Consider the following 19,216-nt stretch of genomic DNA (forward strand, 5'->3'; position numbering starts at 1 on the left):
ATTAGGTGCGGATCGAACTTCCCCGCGTCGCGCCACGGGCTGACGCTCCGTACGACTTCAGTGTGAGTTGTTGTGTCGAGGGGTTGATGCAAACCGGGGGCTGGTCGCCGTGGCCCGGGGGCTCGTGCCGCTGGTGGTCCTGTGGCCGATCCCTCGAACCGCGCGGCGTTCGCTGGAGCGGTGGGCGGTGTCGGACGCGTTGCGGGTGGCGACGCTCACCCCGAGTGCGCTGTTCGACTTCGCTTCGAGGGCGGGTGCTGGCGTCGCGGTTGGCGCCGGGTCCGGGACCAGCTCGTCCGGTTGATCGGCGGCGGGGTGCTGCCGGTGGGGGCGCGGTTGCCGGCGATCCGGCAGCTCGCCGCGGACCTCGGGCTCGCCGCCGGCGCGATTGCGCGGGCGTATCGGGAGCTGGAGACCGAAGGGGTGCTCACAACAGGACGAAGGCAGGGCACCGTGGTGGCTGCCCTGCCTTCGCATGCACCGAACCCGCTCTCCGCCGCCGCGGCGGAGTTCGTCGCCACAGCTCGGTCGCTCGGCGCCAGTGAGGGGGAGGCACTGAACGCCGTGCGAGCCCACTACTTGGGTGAGTAGGGCGACTCGATCTTGGGTGCGGGTCGCGGTTCGCCGACGTGCGCCTGGCGTTCCTCGTAGATGCGGTGCTCTTCGGCCATCTGGTCCGCGAGCTGTTGCTGGAGCTGGCGATCCCTGATCCTGGCCAGGATCGCCATCGTGACGCCGTGGGCGAGTGCCAGGAGCAGCAGCACCACGCCGAGCTTCACGACCACGTTCTTCACCGAGTCGCCGGTGTCGACGTCGATGGTCGACACCAGTGCCAACAGGCCCAGCACGACGAGGTGGAACAGCACGGCCGTCAGCTTCATCATGCCGCCGGCCTGCTCCTCGTCGTACGAGGCGCGCCTGAGGTATGCCTTGCCGCTGTGGTAGATCAGCTGGCCGTCGACCACGACCAGGACGATCCCCAGCACTAGGAACGTCACGTAGCTGTCACCCATGAGCTGTGGCTACCCGTGCACGCACGCCCACAAACCGTGGCACGATTTGTGCCCGTGACGGCGTTGCAGGGACAACAGTTGGCCGGTCCGCTGTGCGCGGCGGTCGCCAACCTGTGCGTTGCCCTGCAACCGCAGGTCTCCCCGCGGACCGCGGCGGGGTTCCAGGAGGTGCTGCGCCGCCTCCACGCGCCGTTGCAGGTCGCCGTCGCCGGCCGGATCAAGTCCGGCAAGTCGACTCTCGTGAACGCTCTGATCGGCCGCCGGGTCGCGCCCACCGACATTGGTGAGTGCACACGGCTCGTGACGCGCTATCAGTACGGCACCGTCGACCGCATCGAAGTCGTGCTGCGAGACGGCAGGCGGCAGGTGCTGCCGTTCGACGCGAACGGAATGATCCCCGCTTCTCTCGGCGTGGAGGGCATCTCGCACATCGAGGCGTATCTGACGAACGCGGTGCTGCGCGACTTCACCGTCATCGACACGCCTGGGCTCGGTTCGCTGGACGCGGCTTCGGTCGCCCGTACCGAGGAACTGCTCGATCCCGTGTCGCGCAACGCGGTCGCCGGTGCCGAGGCCGTTCTCTACGTCGTGACGCAGGGCGTGCGCGCGGACGACCACTCCGCCATCGCCGCCTTCACCGCCGCGACGGCGTCCCGCGAGGCCGGGCCCGTCAACGCGATCGCCGCGTTGAACAAGGTCGACGCCGTCGCGCCGGAAACCGTCGAGGGCGCGGAGGGTGACCTCTGGCGGGCCGCGGAGATCCTGGCGGCGAAGCAGGCCGAGCTGCTCAGGCCGCGGGTCGCCGACGTGCTGCCGGTGATCAGCCTGCTCGCCGAGTCCGCCGAGACCGGGGAGTTCACCTCGGCGGACGCGGAGGCGTTGCGCCAGCTCGCGGCGCTGGACGCCGAGACCCGCACGATGATGCTGATGTCCGGCGACCTCTTCACCTCCTGGGACTGCGACGTCGCGGCCGGGGTGCGGTCGAGGTTGCTGGAGAAGCTCGACCTCTACGGGATCGGCCGCGCCCTCGCGGCCCTGGACGCCGAACCCGGGCTGACGGCCGGCGCGCTGCGGCGGGTGCTGTTCGACGCGTCCGGGTTCGCCGCCGTCCGGGGCAGGCTCGACGCGGTGTTCCGGGCGCGGGCGGACGGCATCAAGGCGGCGGCGGCGCTGGCGTCGGTCACGTCGCTGAGCTCCGCCGAGCCCGGCGAACGGCAGCGCGTGCACGACGCGATCGAGGTCCTGCTCGCGAGGCCCGAGGCGCACCAGCTGAGGTTGCTGGAGGCGTTGACGCTGGTCTCGTCCGGTGCCGTGACGCTGGCGCCGGACCTGACGGAGGAGGTGCTGCGCGTCGGCAGCACGCCGGACGTCGCCGCGCGGCTGGGGCTGCCGGGCCGTCCCGGACCGGAGCTGGTCGCGTACGCGCTGGAACGCGCCGGGTGGTGGCGTTCGTTCGCCTCCTTCGGCGCGACCCCGGCGCAGGCCCGGGTGGCGCACGTCGTCCACCGGGCGTATTTCCTCATGTGGCAGCAACTACGTGCTGGGGGGCACCGATGAGCGTGAACGGAACCGATCCGGCCGAAGTGGCGTCGGACCACGGTGTGGAGACCATTGCCGACGAGCTGCTCGACCAGGCGCTGGCCGAACGCCGCGCGCTGGTGCAGCTGTGCCTGTACGCGCTGGACCGCGCCAGTGCCGGCGTGGTCCAGCGCATCGAGGAAGGTCTGTCGTCCATAGGGGTCGTGGCGGTGCGTGCCGACGGTCAGCGCTTCGACCCGTCGCGGCACGAGGCCGGTGGCGCCGTGCCGACGGACGACCTGTCGTTGCAGGGCCTGGTGGCGGAGACCGAGGTGCCCGGCTTCTGCGACCGTGGCCGCGTGCTGCGCGCACCGATCGTGACGGTCTACACGGCCCGATGAGCAACCTCTCGCAGACAGTCCGCCAGACGCGCGAACGCCTCACTGCTCTCGTGCGCGAGCTCGACCCGTCGATGGCCGACTGGGTGACCCGCCGCTCGGCGCCCGAGGTGTCGTCGGTCGTGATCGTCGGTGAGACGAACCGCGGCAAGTCCTCGCTGGTCAACGCCCTCCTGGCGACCCCGGGCCTGTCCCCGGTCGACGCCGACGTGGCCACCTCGACCTACCTCGTCTTCCAGCACGGTCCGACCTGGGCGGCGCGCGCCTGCTACCCCGGCCTGCTCGCACCCGTCAGCTTCCCGCTGCCCCTGCTGATCAACTGGGTCTCCGCCGCCCACGACCTGCCCGAGGGAGAGCTGCCGCCCCGCTACGTCGAGGTCGACGCGCCGATCCCGTTGCTGGAACGCATGTCCGTGGTCGACACCCCCGGCGTCGGCGGCCTGGACTCGGTGCACGGCGAGCTGGCCCTCGAAGCCGTCACCTCGGCCACCGCCCTGGTGTTCGTCGTGGACGCCTCGTCCCCCTTCACCCGCGGCGAGCTCGACTTCCTCAAGCGCGTCGGCGACCGCGTCGAAACCGTCGTCTTCGCCCTGACCAAGACCGACCAGTACCGGGGCTGGCGCCAGGTCCTCGACGCGGACAGGGCCCTGCTGGCCGAACACGCCCCGCGCTTCGCCGACGCCCCCTTCCACCCGGTGTCGTCGCGCATGTTCGACATGGCCGCGCAGGCCCCGAACCCGGACGCGGCAGCCATGCTCCGCGAACGCTCCGGGATCTCCGCCCTGCAGACCGCGCTGCAGGAACTGGTCGCGGGCCGAGCCGGAATGCTGGCGGAAGCCAACGCCCTGCGCGCCCTTTCGACAGTGCTGGCGGAACTGGAAATCCGTCTCGAACACGAGAAGCGCGCTCTGTCCGTGGGCGAAGACGAAGCCGCGGTCCTCCGCGCCCGCCGCGAAGAGCTGCAAACCGAACGCCGCTCCTCCACCAGGGGCTGGCAGGTGCGCCTGCGCGGCGAGGTCCAACGAGCCCGCATCGAGAACTCGCACGAGATCTCCCGCCAGATGCGCGACCTCCAGACCTGGTACCGCCAGGCCATCGACGCCGCCGACCGCACCGCCCTGGCCGGCCTGCCGCACCAGGTCGACACAGCGCTGCAGGTCGTCTCCGGCCGCATCTCCACAGCGCTGTCCGCGCGCCTCTCCCAGGTCACCGACTCCGTGCTCGCCACCCTGTTCAGCGCGGAGGAGCTGACCCTGATCCTCGGCCAGTTCGCCCGCGGCGAGCAACCGCCGATCGTGTTGCGCCCCAAGGAGAAGCGCCCTCCCACGGCCGAGGACAAGCTCCTGGTCTTCATGGGCGTCTCCGGCGGGCTGGGCGCGGGCAAGCTGGCCGTCATGCCGCTGGCGGGCCTCGGCATCGCGGCCCTGAACCCGATCGTCCTGCCCGTCACCATCGCCCTGGGCCTCGGCGCGGGCTGGTGGATGGCCCGCACCCGAACCCACACCGCCGAGAAGCAGCACGTCAAGCAATGGCTCTCCGACGCCATCGCCGACGCACGCTCCACAGTGGACCAACTGGCCGCCGAGCAGCTGATCGAGGCCGAGCAGGCCCTGTCGCTGGCCCTGGACGAGGCACTGGCCAAGCGCATCGAGGCCATCGAGGCGGAGCTGCGCGAGGTCGACCGGGCGCTGCGGATGGAGGCCGGCGAGCGCGGGCGCGAGCTGCAGGCGGCGACCCGGCAGCTCGCGGAGGTGGAGCAGGGGCGGTCGAAGGCGGAGGAGCTGCTGGGCCGGATCCGGTCGGTCCGCGACCGGGCGTGACCCGGCGGGAAGTCGTCCGGACCGGCGCACACGGTTGGCGGCGGAACCAAACCGGCATAACGTGGGTCATACCGGTACATGAGCAAGTAGGAGGTGTGTCCCGGTGTACATCGACGAGAACGGTGCGGCCGACGCCGAGCTGAAGGTGACCGTCGAGGACGAGGAGTACACCGCCGACGTCACCTTCGACCTCGACCAGGACGGCACGAACGACTCCGCCGTGGTCGAGACGGACGACGGTGGCCATCTCGCGTTCACCGACACGAACGGCGACGGTGACGCCGATCTGATGAGCACGTTCGACAAGGACGGCAAACTCCTGAGCCAGGCGCGGTTCGAGGAGAATTCAGGTGAGTGGATCGCGGTGGACCCGAGCGACACTCCGCAGGAAAAAACGAATTCGTCGCCCAAGCAGGCGATTGTCGTGGACACCGAAGACGGCCAGCGAAACGTCGGGCAGGCGACCGAGGACACCGACGGGGACGGCAAGGCCGACACCGCGGTCGTGCGCGATGACGACGGCGACACGTGGTTGTTCACCGACAAGAACGGTGACGGCAAGGCCGACGTGGCGACCGAGATCACACGATCCGGCGAGGTCACGATGTCGGAACATCGTGGTGACGACTGGGTCGAGGTCGAGCACGGGCACATCGAGGCCGACGGCCGCTACGTCACCGACTCGAAGAGCGGCATTTTGGACGACTCGGACGACTGGCTCGAGGAAGAACGGTTCGACGGGGTCGTCCGAATCGATTCCACAACGGGGCAGTGGATCAGCCCGAACTGACGTCCGAACTGAAGCGCAGGTCACAGGCCCCGGTGTGGTGAGAACCGCACCGGGGCCTCTTGTGTTTTTCCGATCTCTCGCCCGCCTTAACCTCCGTCCGAGTGCTGAATCGATTCCAGAATCGGTTTTGTGAGAGAAGCGACAGGCTGGGGGTGCGTTACCTGCCATTCACCGGGCTAACCTCGGTCCATCCCCTTCCACGCACGCCCGGGACCACCGGGCGTTGTGGAGCTATTCCCGAGGACGACGCAGTCCTGCACCGGACCACCACGTCCTCGGGCGGCCGAGGCGTTCAGTCAGGAGACGAGACGAGATGACGGCAGTGACCATTCCCGGTCTCGAACAGGCACCTACCAACCACGCGCGCTTGCTCGCATGGGTTCAGGAAGTCGCTGAGCTGACCTGCCCCGACGAGGTTGTTTGGGCTGACGGGTCCCAGGGCGAATGGGACCGTCTCACGAAGAAGCTCGTCGACGCCGGCACTTTCGTGCCCCTGGAGAAGAAGCCCAACTCGTTCTGGGCGGCTTCGGACCCGAGCGACGTGGCTCGTGTGGAGGAGCGGACCTACATCTGTTCGGTGCGCGAAGAGGACGCGGGCGCCACGAACAACTGGATGGACCCTTCCGAGATGAAGGCCATCATGACCGAGCTCTACCGGGGCTGCATGCGTGGTCGCACGATGTACGTCATCCCGTTCTGCATGGGCCCGCTCGACGCCGAGAAGCCGATGCTGGGCGTGGAGATCACGGACTCGGAATACGTCGTCGTTTCCATGCACATCATGACCCGCATGGGCACCAAGGCCCTCGCGGTCTTCGGTGAGGACGCCGACTTCGTGCCGGCGCTGCACTCCCTCGGCGCTCCGCTCGAGCCCGGCCAGGAAGACGTGCAGTGGCCGTGCAACACCACCAAGTACATCTCGCACTTCCCGGAGACCCGCGAGATCTGGAGCTTCGGCTCCGGCTACGGCGGCAACGCCCTGCTCGGCAAGAAGTGCTACTCGCTGCGCATCGCGTCCGTGATGGCGCGGGACGAGGGCTGGCTCGCCGAGCACATGCTGATCCTCAAGCTCACCTCGCCGGAGAACAAGGCGTACTACATCGCCGCCGCGTTCCCGTCGGCCTGCGGCAAGACGAACCTCGCCATGCTGGAGCCGACCATCCCCGGCTGGAAGGTCGAGACGCTCGGCGACGACATCGCCTGGATGCGCTTCGGTGAGGACGGCCGCCTCTACGCGGTGAACCCGGAGAACGGCTTCTTCGGCGTCGCGCCCGGCACCGACTACCACACCAACCCGAACGCGATGCGCACCATCGCCAAGGGCAACTCGCTGTTCACGAACGTCGCGCTGACCGACGACGGCGACGTCTGGTGGGAGGGCATGGGCGAGCCCCCGGCCCACCTCACCTCGTGGAAGCACCAGGACTGGACGCCGGACAGCGAGGAGCTCTCCTCGCACCCGAACTCCCGCTACTGCACGCCGATCGAGCAGTGCGACATCAAGGCGCCCGAGTGGGACGACCCGAAGGGCGTGCCGATCTCGGCGATCTTCTTCGGTGGCCGCCGCGCCACGACGATCCCGCTGGTCACCGAGTCGCGCGACTGGCAGCACGGCACCTACATGGGCGCCACCCTGTCGTCGGAGACCACGGCCGCCGCGGTCGGCAAGACCGGCGTCGTGCGCCGCGACCCGATGGCGATGCTGCCGTTCATCGGCTACAACGCCGGTGACTACTTCCAGCACTGGGTCGACCTCGGCAAGCGCGCCGACGCCGACAAGCTGCCGAAGATCTTCTACGTCAACTGGTTCCGCCGCGGCGACGACAAGCGCTTCCTGTGGCCCGGGTTCGGCGAGAACTCGCGCGTGCTGAAGTGGGCCATCGAGCGCATCGAGGGCAAGGCCGCCGCGCAGGAGACCCCGATCGGCTACGTGCCGACCGCGGACGACCTGGACCTCGAGGGCCTGGACGCGCCGCGCGAGGACATCGAGGCCTCGCTCGCGTTCGACGCCGACGAGTGGCGTGCCGAGATCCCGCTGGTCGAGGAGTGGTTCGCGAAGATCGGTGAGAAGGTGCCGACCACGCTCCGCGACGAGCTGGAGGCTCTGAAGCAGCGCCTGGGCTGACTCGCCCGAGGTGTTTGACGACCCGGCGGTCAACGGCGACCGCCGGGTCATCTTTTGGGGTACTACTGGTCGTGTGACGCAGGACGACTTCCTCGGCGGGCTGAACTTCGACGGTTCGAAGCGCGACGTCGAGGTCGGCCCGAGTACGGGCATCGTGCGCTACTACCCCGTGCCGCCCGCTCCGCCGGCCCGCACGCCGTGGTGGCGCTTCGCGCTCGTGTTCATGATCGGACTGGCGATCGGCGTGGCCGCCGGAGTGGTCCTGTGCAGCGATTTTCTCTGAGTCCGCGCAGCTCGTAGTCCACACGGGACGAAGTTGTCCACAGGTGTGGACGAACTTGTGCACATGTTGTGGATAGCTGTGGACAGCTTGGGGACTTCTCCACGACTTGCGGAAACGGTCTTGCTCCGGGAATGAACCCGGCCGGTTCCGGGAACGTCTCAGGTGTGTGAGGGCGATCACAAAGATCGTCAACCTGGACGGAAAGGGAGGTGTGCCGTGGGAATCGCAGGAATCGCGATGCTGGTGCTGTCCCTGGCCGCCGTGCTGATGGTCGTGGTCGCCGGATCAGTTCGGGAGCGGGTTGTCGCGGATGCCGAGGAGGGTGCCGCTGAAGGTCTTGCCGGCCTCCGCGTAGCAGACGGCGTTGGTCCAACCCTCTGACCAGGCCTGCGAGCCGGGGTTCCGCCACGCGGGGAACACGTCGGTGCGCTTGGACGAACCCAGGTAGTCGTGCACGGCCTTGGTGCACTTCTCGTTCGCGATGGAGTTCATCTGCTCCTTGGACGGAGCGGGGTCGGACGACTTGCCGAGCGACACGACGCCACCGGGCACGGCCTCGGCCATGTGCGGCGTGTTGCAGGCGACAACCTTGACCTCCTGGTCCTTCGACGGCGAGCCCTGGGTGCAGGTCTGGAACGTGCTGAAGCCGTTGTTCTTCAGCACGTCCTTCACGGAACCCTTGCGCGGCAACGGCTTCTCGTCGGGGCTGATCTCCACGACGGTGCACAGCCGCCAGCGCTGGCCGTCCTTCCAGCCCTGCTCGTTCGGCCAGAAGGCCCAGACCCGCAGGCGCGTCGAGTCGGAGTCCGCGCCGCCCAGGTAGTCGCTGAGCGCCTGCCGGCACGGCGGGAGCGCGGCCTTGCGCAGCGCCTGCGTGTCCGGGTACGTCGAGGGGAGGCCGGACATCTCACCGATGCTCATGACCTCGGCCTCGTGCGAGTCGGTGCACTGCAGCACCTTGAGCTCGTAGGCGTTCATGCACTGCCCCGGTTTGGGCAGCGTGGGCGCGGCGGCGGAGGCGGTGGACGGCATCGGTCCGGGGACCGCCTGCCCTCCCACCTGGATCGCGCACGCGGACAGCGTCAACGTGCTCAGGACAATCGCCACCGCCAGCCGCACACGAGTCACACCACAGAGACTAGGGCCTTCACCTGGTCGGCGATGTCCCGACGCTGCTTTTCGAAGGCCGCATCGGTCAGCGCGGCCGGGTCCGCGGGCTGCCCGAGCACCGGCGTGTGGAGGTGTCCACCGAGGACGTTCGTTGCGCCGTAACCGATTCGCAGCCGGTTGGCCCGGTACATGCTCTCGTTGGAGAGGTAGTCACCGCCGCCGCCGGAGGCCGCGACCCTGCCCGGCGTCGGCTCGTCCGTGCGGCACGACTGCTGCGAGCCGACGACGACCCACTCGCAGAAACCGCGGTTCAGCGCCACGGTGAACGGACCGGTGCCCGCGTCGATCATCTTCTGGAACGGCAGCGTGGTCTCGATGAACTCGTCGGCCGGCTGCGGCCAGCCGGGCGCGTTCGGGACGCTGCCGTAGGAACCGATGTCGTTGTTGTCCGCGAAGCCACCGCGCCAGCGCGCCGCCCACCGCTCGATGTCGAACCGGCCGGGCCGGCCCTGGCTGATCGTCACGAACGCGTCGGGCTTCTGCGCCAGCGCGGTTCCGTAGAACCGCTCGACGACTCCCTCGTCGAAGCCGCCCCACAGCACCGGCAGCACCGCGGCCTGCAGCACGACCTTGCCGGTCGGCGTGGTGATCTCGCGGCCGTCGAGCTGCAACGCCGCCGCGCCCGCCGGGTTGGCGCGCCGCACGTTCGTGCCGGTGAGCTGGAACGGGTCGAAGCCGGTGACGGCGATCCTGCGCACGCCGGGCTGCGGGCCGAACGCGGCGTCGCTCAGGCCCCGTGACGCCCAGTCGAACTTCTGGATGAGCTTCGCGCGCTCGCCGGGCGCCAGGGCGAACCGCGGCTTCCACTGGCGCAGCGCGGAGCTGAGCTGCAGCCGTGCCCAGTAGAGCGGGCGGTCGTCGTAAGCGTCGTGCGTCTGCGGTTGTGTGCTTTGCGCGCGGGCCACAGCGGCCTTCCACAGCGCGTTGCCTTCGCGGTCGACGAACTGCTGCGCCTGCCTCGCGACGACCTGGCGGCAGAGCTTGGAGGTGAACTCGGTGACGCGGGTGTCGAACCCGGCGAGCCGCACGAGCGCGGGTCCGACGGCGGGACCGCCGGTGACGAGGGTGTCGTCGAGGCGCTGCTCCTCGACGGTCAGCGGGACGGTGGTGTCGTAGCAGTTCGGGTCCTGCGCGTGTGCGGCGGCAGGACTCAGGGTGAGGGCGAGTGCGGTCAGGCCGACCAGTCCGGCGATGGTTTTCACGTGTTCGATCCTCAACGCAAAGGGCCACCCGCCGTAACCGACAGGTGGCCCCAAGTGTTGACGACAGCGTCTCAGTGGGCTGCGACGGGCTTGACCCTCGGGTTGTCCTCGTCGACGTGGTAGTCCGACGGGTCCGTCTGGTCGGTTCCGTTGAACCACTTGGCCTTCTGGGCGATCAGCGTGACGACCACCGCGACGAGCAGGTTCACGAACAGCGCGACCATGCCGACGTAGATCTGCGTCGTCGATGCGCCGAACGGGTGCCAGCCGAAGATCGAGATGTTGCCCAGCGGCAGCGCGGACCCGGCGAAGTGCGACTTGCCGATGGCCGGGTTGCCGATGTTGTAGAGCAGCCACATGCCGTAGCCCATGCCGCCGACCCAGCCGGCGACCAGGCCGTACACGTGGAACCAGCGCGTGTAGAGCGCGATCGCGACCGCGGGCAGCGTCTGCAGGATCATGACGCCGCCGATGAGCTGCAGGTCGATCGAGAACTGCGGGTCGACGAACACGATGAACGCCACCGCGCCGAACTTCACGACCAGCGACGCGACCTTGGCCTGCTTGGCCTCCTCGGCCGGGCTGGCGCTCTTCTTGATGTACTCCTTGTAGACGTTGCGCGTCCACAGGTTCGCCGCCGCGATCGACATGATCGCCGCCGGCACCAGCGCGCCGATGCCGATGGCCGCGAACGCGATGCCCGCGAACCACGACGGGAAGTTCGCGCCGAAGAGCTCGGGGACGATCGTGTTGGTGTCGGGACGGCCGGTCGCCTGGTTGACGATCGGCTTGGTGCCCGCGCTGATCGCGACGAGGCCGAGCAGGGCGAGAAGGCCCAGCAGCAGCGAGTACGCGGGCAGCGCGACCATGTTGCGCTTGATGACGTTGCGCCCGCGGCTGGCGAGGATGCCGGTCAGCGAGTGCGGGTAGAGGAACAGCGCGAGCGCGGAACCGAGGGCCAGCGTCGCGTACTGCAGCTGGTTCGTGCCGGTCAGCAGCGTGCCGTCGGCCTTGCTGGGCGTCGCGTCGAACTTGGCCTGCGCGTCGCTGAAGATCTCGCCCCAGCCGCCGAACTTCGCGGGCAGGTAGATGATCGCGACGAGGATGACCAGGTAGATCAGGATGTCCTTGACGAACGCGATCAGCGCCGGCGCCCGCAGACCCGACTGGTAGGTGTAGAGCGCGAGGATCAGGAACGCGATGAACAGCGGCAGGTGGCCGAGGATGCCGGAGCCGTTGAGGCCCATGGACCGCAGCACGGCCTCGAGGCCGACGAGCTGCAGCGCGATGTACGGCATGGTCGCGACGATGCCGGTGATCGCGATGATCAGCGCCAGCCAGTGCGAGCCGTAGCGGCCCTTCACGAAGTCCGCGGGCGTGACGTACCCGTGCACGCGGCTGACCGACCACATCCGCACCAGCGGCAGGAAGACGAGCGGGTACAGGATCACCGTGTACGGCAGCGCGTAGAAGCCGAGCGCGCCCGCACCGAACATCAGCGCCGGCACCGCGACGAAGGTGTACGCGGTGTAGAGGTCACCACCGACCAGGAACCACGTGATCCAGCTGCCGAACTTCCGGCCACCGAGACCCCACTCGTCGAGGTGCTCGAGCGTGTCGCCCTTCTGCCACCGCGCAGCCAGGAAGCCCATCACGGTGACGAGCAGGAAGAGAGCGCTGAAAACGATCAGCTCGGTCCACTGCATCAGTTCGCTCCCTCGTCCAGGTCGTCCACGCCGAGCTTGTCGGGCTTGCCGGTGACCACGGGCTCGTCCTTGGTCTTGACGTAGACGGTCCCGACGCACAGGACGCCGAGCGGCACGAACAGGAACTGGTACCAGTAGAAGAACGGCAGCCCGAAGACGCTGGGCTCGCTCTTGTTGAACCACGGCGTGATGAGCATGAGCAACGGAACTATCAGCAGCAGGTTCCAGTTGCTCCAGCGCAAGCCGGTCTTGTGGTCCGACGGCATGGTGGCCCTCCGTGTACGCGGTGTTGCGCGGATGTTAGGCCTGATGAAGGGTGCCGTCAGCCTCGTGATCGGAATCGTTGTCTACGACTTAACGTTCCCTTTGGACTGATGGGCCTCGAGGCGGGCGACCAGGTCCTGTTCGGCCGCGTCGAAGTACTCCGCGAGCTGGTCGACCGCCTGGGCCGTCCTGCCGCCGTCGAGCAGCTCGACGATCCTGCGGTTCCACGGCACGTAGGTCTGGTAGAAGTCGTTGATCTCCTGCGCCACCCGGAAGGCCAGCATGAGCTCGGCGAACAACCGGTCGGACTCGTCGCTCAGCCGGCTGCTGCCCGCGAGCCCGACGATGCCGCGGTGGAACTGGATGTTGGCCTGCCCGGCCCTGGTCCAGTCGTTCTGCTCCGCCCTGGCCACCGCCTGCCGCACCGGCGCGCGCACGGCATCGCGCCGCGCCTCCGCGACGTCGCCCCACAGCCTCAGCGACCCGCATTCGATCACGCGCCGAGCGGCGTAGAGGTCCCTGACGTCGGTCCCGCTCGGCCTGCGGACGAAGACGCCGCGGCTGTGCTCGTGCACCAGCAACCGGTCGCGCGTGAGCAACCGGAACGCCTCCCGCAGCGTGTTGCGGCTGACCCCCAGCGCCCCGCCGATGGCCTCTTCGCTGAGCCGGAGACCGGGCGCGAGGTCGCCGTCGAGCACCCGCTCCCGCAGCATGTCGGCGACCTTCTGCGCGGTGCTCGCCCGCTCCAGGTCGGCCTTGCCCTGAGCCAGCGTCGACACCCACGTCTCGGTCACCCGCCAAGTCTATTTGCAGGATCGTTTAATTGCCCTATCGTAGAATCGTTCAACAATCCAACGATCTGAGAACACGAGTGGAGGTGGAGTGCGGCCGTGGACCTGAACGCGGATCTGGGAGAGGGCTTCGGACGGTGGACGCTGGGATCGGACGAGGCCCTGATGTCAGTGGTGACCAGCGCGAACGTCGCCTGCGGCTACCACGCCGGCGACGCGGACACGATGCGCGAAGTGTGCGCGCTCGCCGCCTCCGCGGGTGTGGCCGTCGGGGCTCACGTCGGCTACCGCGACCTCGCGGGGTTCGGGCGGCGGTTCATCGACGTGGCGCCCGAGACGTTGACCAACGAGGTGCTGGCCCAGCTCGGAGCCCTGTCGGTGTTCGCCAGGGCCGCCGGGACTCGGGTGTCGTACGTGAAGCCCCATGGGGCGTTGTACAACGCTCTGGTCCGGCACGAGGCCCAGGCCGACGCCGTCGTGGACGCCGTCCGGTTGTTCGATCCCGGGCTGGCCGTTCTCGGGCCGCCGGGCGCTGTGTGGTTGAAGCGCGCGTCCGTCGCCGGGTTGCGGGTGTGGCACGAGGCTTTCGCTGACCGGGCCTACACGTCCGCCGGCACCCTGGTGCCTCGTTCCGAGCCCGGGGCGGTGTTGCGGGATCCCGCCGAGATCGCTGCCCGGTGCGTGGTGCTGGCCACCGAGGGGTGGGTCCGCAGCGTTTCCGGGCGGCCGGTCCGGATCGCCGCCGATTCGATCTGCCTGCACGGCGACACGGGTGGTGCTGTCGAGATCGCCCGGGCTGTCCGGGCCGCCTTGGAGGGGGCCGGGGTCGACGTGGGACGGGTCGAGGGGCCGCTCCGGCACGCCCGGCAGGCTGGGTGAGGGGCCTTCGGGCCCTGCACGCTCCTACCGCACCAGCGCGGCCGCACCCACCAGGCCCGCCTCGCCGCCGAGCTGCGCCGGGCGCACCTCCAGGTCCGCCAGGTACGACAGGCCGGCGTGCGCCTTCAGGGTGCGGCGCACCGGCTCGAAGAGCAGCTCGCCCGCCTGCGCCACGCCGCCGCCGATGACGGCGAGGTCCAGGTCGCACAGCGCGGCGGCGCCCGCGATGGCCATTCCCACCGCGGCGCCCGCTCGGTCGAAGGCCGCCAGCGGGACCTCTTCTCCCGCGAGGGCCGCGGCCGCGAGGTGGGCGGCGTCGGCGTGTTCCGGTGCCCGCCACCCCGCGCGGCGGGCCCAGGCGACCATGCGGGGGCCGCCCGCGACTGTTTCGGCGCAGCCCCGGCCGCCGCAGGTGCAGGGGGCGCCGTCGGCCTCCACGACGACGTGACCGATGTGGCCCGCGTTGCCCGTCCGGCCGCCGAAGGGGTGGCCGTTCAGGACCAGGCCGCCGCCCACGCCCGTGGAGACGACCAGGCCGACCATGAAGTCGCTGCCCCGGCCCGCTCCCCTGCGGTGTTCGCCGAGGGCCATGCAGACGCCGTCGCCGGCCAGTTCCACGGGGACGTCCGGGAAGAGCGACGCCACCGAGGAGCGCAGCGGGAAGTCCTGCCAGGCCGGGACGTTGATCGGGGACACGGTGCCGCGGACGGTGTCGACGGGGCCCGCCGAGCCGATGCCGACTCCGGTGACCCTGGTGCCCCCGACGACCTCGGAGATCAGGGCGACCACCGCGTCCCACGGGTCCTCGGGCGTGGGAACCCGGGAGGAGCGCACCACGGCGCCGGTCGGGTCCACCAGGGCGGCGGCGATCTTGGTGCCGCCGAAGTCCAGTGCCAGCACCAGATCAGTCACGGTCGTGGATGGTAACCAGCCACCTCCACGCGGACGGGGGCAGTGGTGCGGACCAGGTCGCCCGCGGTCACGCGGACGACGGCCGGCCAGGTGCCCGGGGTGGCCCACGCAGGGGCGCGGACCGTGAAGTCGAGCGGCAGGCGGCCCCGGGCCGGGAGGAGACCGCCGACGCAGAACGGGCCGACCAGGTCCCAGGTCGAGCGCGGTGAGAGCACCCGTGCCTGCACCGGCAGGGCGCCGTGGGCGCCGGAGGCCATGACCACGCGGAGCCGCGACGACTCGCCGGGCCGCACGGTGACCGACGGCGGCGAGGAGGCGACCCAGAGCACTTCGACCGGGTCCTCGGCGTCCCACTCCGGGACGGTCAGCAGGGCCACGTCGTACACCTCGAACGGCAGGCCCTCCAGCGTCGCGCGGACCGGGTGGCAGCCGGGTGTGCGGGGTGGCCTGAGGCTCACCTCGGCGGAGACGTGGCCGCCTGCCGGGAGCGTCACGGGCAGCGCCTCCCACGACGCCGACCAGCCGTCGGGCAGGGTCAGGCGGACGGTCGCGGTGAACGCCTCGGCGTCGGACACGACGACGACGCGCAGCCGGGTCGGTCCGAGGACCTCCAGGTGGACGTTGGCGGCCAGGCCGCCCAGCGGTGCCGGCTCGTGCAGCCAGTAGCGCGCGAAGATCGGCGTGACGGCCGGTGCGACGGGGCCGAGCGGCGGTCCGGCCACCGAGAGGCGGGACACCTCGGCGTCCAGCGTGCCGGTGGCCGGTGAACGGGAACCCAGCACTCCCACCAGCGGTGACGGGTCCAGGTGGGGCACGTCGTGCCACAGGGTGAAGGTCGTGGAGCCGACCATCCTCTCCCCGACCTCGCTGTACCAGACCGTCACCGGGCCGATCAGGCGCGGCGCCTCGAGCGGTGGACCGTCCACGGCGATGAGGGACGCGATCGGGTCGTACGACAAGACGTAGTGAGCGGACGCGATCTCCGTGCCACAACCGCGCTTCCAGCCGTGGTCGACGTCGTCCTCGACCAACGAGTAGGTGCGCCATCCGTGCGCCGGCACATCGCGCGCCAGGAACGTCACCGTCACACCGTCGACCAACGTCGGCAGAACGGCGCCCTCGAACTCCACGTGCACGTTACGAGCCGATGGCAGGTGCACGGACACGATGTCGCTGCACGGCGAGGGCAACGGGTTCCACACCACGACCGACGAGTCCACAGCGGACGTCAGGGCGTCCAGGGAACGCGAGACGACGTCGGTCTGCAGGTCGAAGGCCTCCCGCGGGTGTGCCAGGGCGGCACGGGTGAGAGCGGCGGAGGGGAAGGCCGCCCCGGTCAGGCGCGAGGCGTGCGTGGCGAAGACGGCGGCGGGCGAGTCGTCCGCCGGAGCGCGAGGCACCGGAACGCCTCCGCGCACGTAGTAGTCGCGCGGCGACGAGCAGACGACCCGTGGCCACGTGTAGCGCGCGCTCCAGTCGTGGTGGATCGCGGTCACCCACGGGTTCGGAGCGGCATGAGGCGTCCCGACCGGCAGCATCACGTGCGGCGCGGCGGCGAAAGGCCGCAGCTCCAGGAACGACGAGTACACCGAACGCTCGGCCTCGCCCAGCGAAGCCGCCGCGAGCGGCGACCCGGGAGGCAGTGACGACAGCAGCGGCCGCGCACCGACCACGTTGGACGCCGAGCCCACGACCTCGACGCGGCCCTCGGCGATCAGCCGCAGCAGCGACGAGCGGTGCTGCGGGAACGTGTCCCAGTACGGCTGCAGCAGCTCCACCGACGTCACGGCGAACCGGTAGGCGGGATCGGTCAGGGCCAGGTCCAGGTGGGCCCGCAGCGCGGCGAACGGCGCGTCACCGGCGACGTGCCCGACGAGGTGCACCGTCCACCCCGGAGTGCCCACCACCAGCGAGAACGCGCACGACTCCTCGCCGGCCGCGGACCTCACGACGGCCCGGGCGGGCACCACGGTGCCGGGTGCGTGCTCGGAGACGTCGACACCGAGCTCGTAGCCGAACGGGCCCGGCGGCAGCGCGCCGCCGTGCCGCGGCGAGTGCAGGCCGGGGCCGGAGACGTGCGCGTGCACCGGCCCCGCCAGAGCGGGCGAGGTCAGCCGCACCACCTGCAGCGGCGCGGTCCGAGGCCCGACGAACAGCTCGGTCGACTCGGCGGCGATCACCGGTCGATCGCACCACTGTTCACCACCCGGCGGAATACCCCGATGGTGGAGTCCTACCGCTTCAACATCCGGGTGAGGCCGGCCGCCACGGTCGTCGCCAGGATCCAGCCCGTCACGATCAGGCCCGACGCGATCCACTGCGACGCGCCCGGGGTCTGCCAGCGGTTCTTGTTGCCGAAGTCGACGATCGGCACCACCAGGTCGATCGTGTAGAGCCACGCGTTCCACGGCAGGTGGTCGTCCTCGTTGATCTCCACCAGCGGCCCCTTGAACTGGAACCACAGGCTGCCCACCAGCCACGCCGCGATCAGCCACCCGAGTGCGCGCGCCGGGCGGTAGCCGTAGCCGACCATCGACCGCTGCAGGAAGCTCCACAGCAGCACCAGCGGCCCGAAGAACCGCATGCCCTCGGCGACCGCGCGGTACCGCAGGCGTTGCTTCTCGATGAGCACCGTCGAGGCGTGCTCCTCGTTGCCCGCGGCGGTCAGCATCTCGGCGAAGTGGTCGTACGGGCGCGGGTGGTAGCTGCGCCGCATCGCCTGCCGCAGCCAGCGCAGCCGCCGCTGCACCTGAGCGTCGTCGCGCAGGTCGATCGGGTAGGCGAGCGAGTCGTAGCGGAAGTCGTCGAGGTCGATGAAGCCGGTGGCGCTCCAGAAGTTCTCGTTGTCGTCCAACGACGTGCAGCGCGCCTGCCGCAGCGTCACCAGGCCCTTGGGCGGCGACACGACGTTGAGCATCAGCTCCTGGACCTGCATGCCCATGGCGTTCAACGCGTGGCTGTCGAGCTTGTAGCCGAGCACCGCGCCGTTGAAGTTCGCCATGCGGCCGATCACCGCACGACGGCAGCGCACACCGCCGTGCGCCACGAACTCCTTGTCGCCGCGCGCGCAGATGAGGTCGCGGCCGATCGTGGCGCCGCCGATGTCGAGCGACGGCTTCTCGCGCGGCTGGTGCCGGTACTTGCCCGGCCTCGTCAGCCTGCTGCCGCGCAGGTCGAGGTTCGCGCCGACGGTGATGCCGCGCAGCTCCAGGCCGCCGGACACGTCCGACTCGCGCACCACGAAGTTGCTGCCGATCTGGGAGCGGTTGGCCAGCACGGCATCGGCGGCCGGGTTGTCCACGGTGGCCCGTTCGACCGTGATGCTGCCGCGGACGTGCGTGTCGACCATGCGCAGCTGGCCCCTGATCTTCACGCCGCGCCCGACGACGTCACCGCCGATCTCCGCGCCGTCGACGTGCAGCGCGCGGCCGGAACCGGTCGGGTCGGTGCCGACCGAGTTCGGCGACACGGCGTCCAGAACGGCTTCCGCCAGCGAGAACGTGCCGCCGATCTTGGCGTTCACGGCGCGGATGGTGCCCTGGCTCGTGAAGCCGCGGTCGAGCTCCAGGTCGCCCGAGACGTCCACGCGGTCGAGGATGAGCGTCGCGGACGGGTCGGCGTGCGGGTCGCTGGTGGGCTTGAAGTTCGTGCCCCGGGAGAGGACCGCGCCGCTGAGCGAGAGCGTCGAGCTGATCCGCGCGTTGGCCAGGAACACCACGCCGTGCGAGGTGAACGCGCCCAGCAGGTTGCCGCCGACCTGCATGCCGTTGCCGTTCAACGTGAAACCGTCGGCGTTCTCCAGCACCGCGCTGCCGAGGTTGACGTTGCCGCCGATGCGCGCGCCCGCGAGCCGCACCTCGCCCTCGGTGGTGATGCCGAACCCGAGCAGCGCCCCGGCGACCGTCAGCCGGTCACCGTGCAGGCACAGCTCGCCCGGCACGCTGAACCTGCTGTCGCGCAACAACACCGAGCCCGCGATCTCGGCGTCGGTCAGGTCCGCCAGGCCGGTGACGGTGCAGCCGAGCAACGACACGTCGTTGCCGCTGTGCAGGTTCCGCGCCTCCAGCCCCGGCAGGTCGCACTCGCTGAACGAGATGCCGGCGAGGTTCGCCTGGCGCAGGTCCGGCGCCGCCTCGAACTGGCAGCGCTCGAACTCGAGCACGTACGGCACCTCGACCGCGCGCAGGTCCAGCACGTCGGTGACCACGCGGTCCACGACGCGGATGACGGGCGGGGTGCTCGGCTTGCGCCGCGGCAGCCGCCACCCGCCACCACCTGAGTTGTCGTTCTCCCCCAGCAGTCCCCGCAGTACCTCGGCCGCGGCGACTCTCCCCCTCGCCACGCG

17 protein-coding genes are annotated in these 19,216 nt (G+C 70.1%); 8 read left to right on the top strand and 9 right to left on the bottom strand.

What is annotated here, in order from left to right:
* Positions 1-141 precede the first annotated feature (141 nt).
* The gene (locus tag V1227_RS28595) at positions 142-591 is read left to right on the top strand and encodes a GntR family transcriptional regulator (RefSeq protein ID WP_329788472.1); all 450 of its coding nucleotides are present in this window, start codon (positions 142-144) and stop codon (positions 589-591) included.
* Here V1227_RS28595 and V1227_RS28600 read toward each other — a convergent pair.
* Positions 576-1,013, bottom strand: coding sequence for a hypothetical protein (locus V1227_RS28600; protein WP_329788473.1), 438 nt, complete (start codon positions 1,011-1,013; stop codon positions 576-578). The genes V1227_RS28595 and V1227_RS28600 overlap by 16 nt on opposite strands.
* A 48-nt stretch (positions 1,014-1,061) precedes the next feature.
* Here V1227_RS28600 and V1227_RS28605 point away from each other — a divergent pair, with 48 nt between their 5' ends.
* The 6 genes from V1227_RS28605 to V1227_RS28630 all read left to right on the top strand — a co-directional run bounded on the left by V1227_RS28605 (position 1,062) and on the right by V1227_RS28630 (position 7,947).
* Positions 1,062-2,570, top strand: coding sequence for a dynamin family protein (locus V1227_RS28605; RefSeq protein WP_442916551.1), 1,509 nt, complete (start codon positions 1,062-1,064; stop codon positions 2,568-2,570).
* Complete coding sequence (gene grpE, locus V1227_RS28610; RefSeq protein WP_236221029.1) at positions 2,567-2,932, top strand: nucleotide exchange factor GrpE; 366 nt, start codon at positions 2,567-2,569, stop codon at positions 2,930-2,932. The genes V1227_RS28605 and grpE overlap by 4 nt, the downstream gene beginning before the upstream one ends.
* Positions 2,929-4,749, top strand: a complete 1,821-nt coding sequence (locus tag V1227_RS28615; RefSeq protein WP_329788475.1) for a dynamin family protein — start codon at positions 2,929-2,931, stop codon at positions 4,747-4,749. The genes grpE and V1227_RS28615 overlap by 4 nt, the downstream gene beginning before the upstream one ends.
* A 103-nt stretch (positions 4,750-4,852) precedes the next feature.
* On the top strand, positions 4,853-5,539 hold the full coding sequence (locus V1227_RS28620; RefSeq protein WP_329788476.1) for a hypothetical protein: 687 nt from the start codon (positions 4,853-4,855) through the stop codon (positions 5,537-5,539).
* A 313-nt stretch (positions 5,540-5,852) separates the two neighbouring features.
* Positions 5,853-7,664, top strand: coding sequence for a phosphoenolpyruvate carboxykinase (GTP) (locus tag V1227_RS28625; RefSeq protein ID WP_329788478.1), 1,812 nt, complete (start codon positions 5,853-5,855; stop codon positions 7,662-7,664).
* 10 nt (positions 7,665-7,674) lie between these two features.
* Positions 7,675-7,947 carry a hypothetical protein gene (locus V1227_RS28630; protein WP_329788479.1) on the top strand — a complete coding sequence of 91 codons (273 nt, stop codon included), beginning with the start codon at positions 7,675-7,677 and terminating at the stop codon, positions 7,945-7,947.
* A 285-nt stretch (positions 7,948-8,232) separates the two neighbouring features.
* On the opposite strand, the gene V1227_RS28635 is transcribed toward V1227_RS28630, so the two are convergent.
* The 5 genes from V1227_RS28635 to V1227_RS28655 form a co-directional block, all read right to left on the bottom strand.
* Positions 8,233-9,075, bottom strand: coding sequence for a septum formation family protein (locus tag V1227_RS28635; RefSeq protein ID WP_236221024.1), 843 nt, complete (start codon positions 9,073-9,075; stop codon positions 8,233-8,235).
* Positions 9,072-10,319 (bottom strand): hypothetical protein, encoded by a 1,248-nt coding sequence (locus tag V1227_RS28640; protein ID WP_329788480.1) that lies wholly within the window; start codon positions 10,317-10,319, stop codon positions 9,072-9,074. The genes V1227_RS28635 and V1227_RS28640 overlap by 4 nt, the downstream gene beginning before the upstream one ends.
* Before the next feature lie 71 nt (positions 10,320-10,390).
* Positions 10,391-12,025, bottom strand: a complete 1,635-nt coding sequence (mctP, locus tag V1227_RS28645; RefSeq protein WP_329788481.1) for a monocarboxylate uptake permease MctP — start codon at positions 12,023-12,025, stop codon at positions 10,391-10,393.
* Positions 12,025-12,291 (bottom strand): DUF3311 domain-containing protein, encoded by a 267-nt coding sequence (locus V1227_RS28650; RefSeq protein WP_329788482.1) that lies wholly within the window; start codon positions 12,289-12,291, stop codon positions 12,025-12,027. The genes mctP and V1227_RS28650 overlap by 1 nt, the downstream gene beginning before the upstream one ends.
* Before the next feature lie 81 nt (positions 12,292-12,372).
* On the bottom strand, positions 12,373-13,083 hold the full coding sequence (locus tag V1227_RS28655) for a GntR family transcriptional regulator (protein WP_329788483.1): 711 nt from the start codon (positions 13,081-13,083) through the stop codon (positions 12,373-12,375).
* A 96-nt stretch (positions 13,084-13,179) separates the two neighbouring features.
* On the opposite strand from V1227_RS28655, the gene V1227_RS28660 reads away from it, so the two are divergent.
* Positions 13,180-13,959 carry a LamB/YcsF family protein gene (locus tag V1227_RS28660; protein ID WP_236221019.1) on the top strand — a complete coding sequence of 260 codons (780 nt, stop codon included), beginning with the start codon at positions 13,180-13,182 and terminating at the stop codon, positions 13,957-13,959.
* A gap of 24 nt (positions 13,960-13,983) precedes the next feature.
* Here V1227_RS28660 and V1227_RS28665 read toward each other — a convergent pair whose 3' ends face one another.
* The 3 genes from V1227_RS28665 to V1227_RS28675 are packed head-to-tail and all read right to left on the bottom strand — an operon-like array spanning position 13,984 to position 19,213.
* Positions 13,984-14,871, bottom strand: a complete 888-nt coding sequence (locus tag V1227_RS28665) for an ROK family protein (RefSeq protein WP_329788484.1) — start codon at positions 14,869-14,871, stop codon at positions 13,984-13,986.
* Positions 14,868-17,051, bottom strand: a complete 2,184-nt coding sequence (locus V1227_RS28670; RefSeq protein WP_329788485.1) for an NEW3 domain-containing protein — start codon at positions 17,049-17,051, stop codon at positions 14,868-14,870. Before V1227_RS28670 ends, V1227_RS28665 begins: the two co-directional genes overlap by 4 nt.
* Positions 17,052-17,104: 53 nt before the next feature.
* Entirely contained in the window at positions 17,105-19,213 is a 2,109-nt protein-coding gene (locus tag V1227_RS28675; RefSeq protein WP_329788486.1) for a hypothetical protein, read from the bottom strand.
* Positions 19,214-19,216: the final 3 nt, after the last annotated feature.

It is taken from the genome of Lentzea sp. DG1S-22 (assembly GCF_036321065.1).
Taxonomy (GTDB): Bacteria; Actinomycetota; Actinomycetes; order Mycobacteriales; family Pseudonocardiaceae; genus Lentzea; species Lentzea jiangxiensis.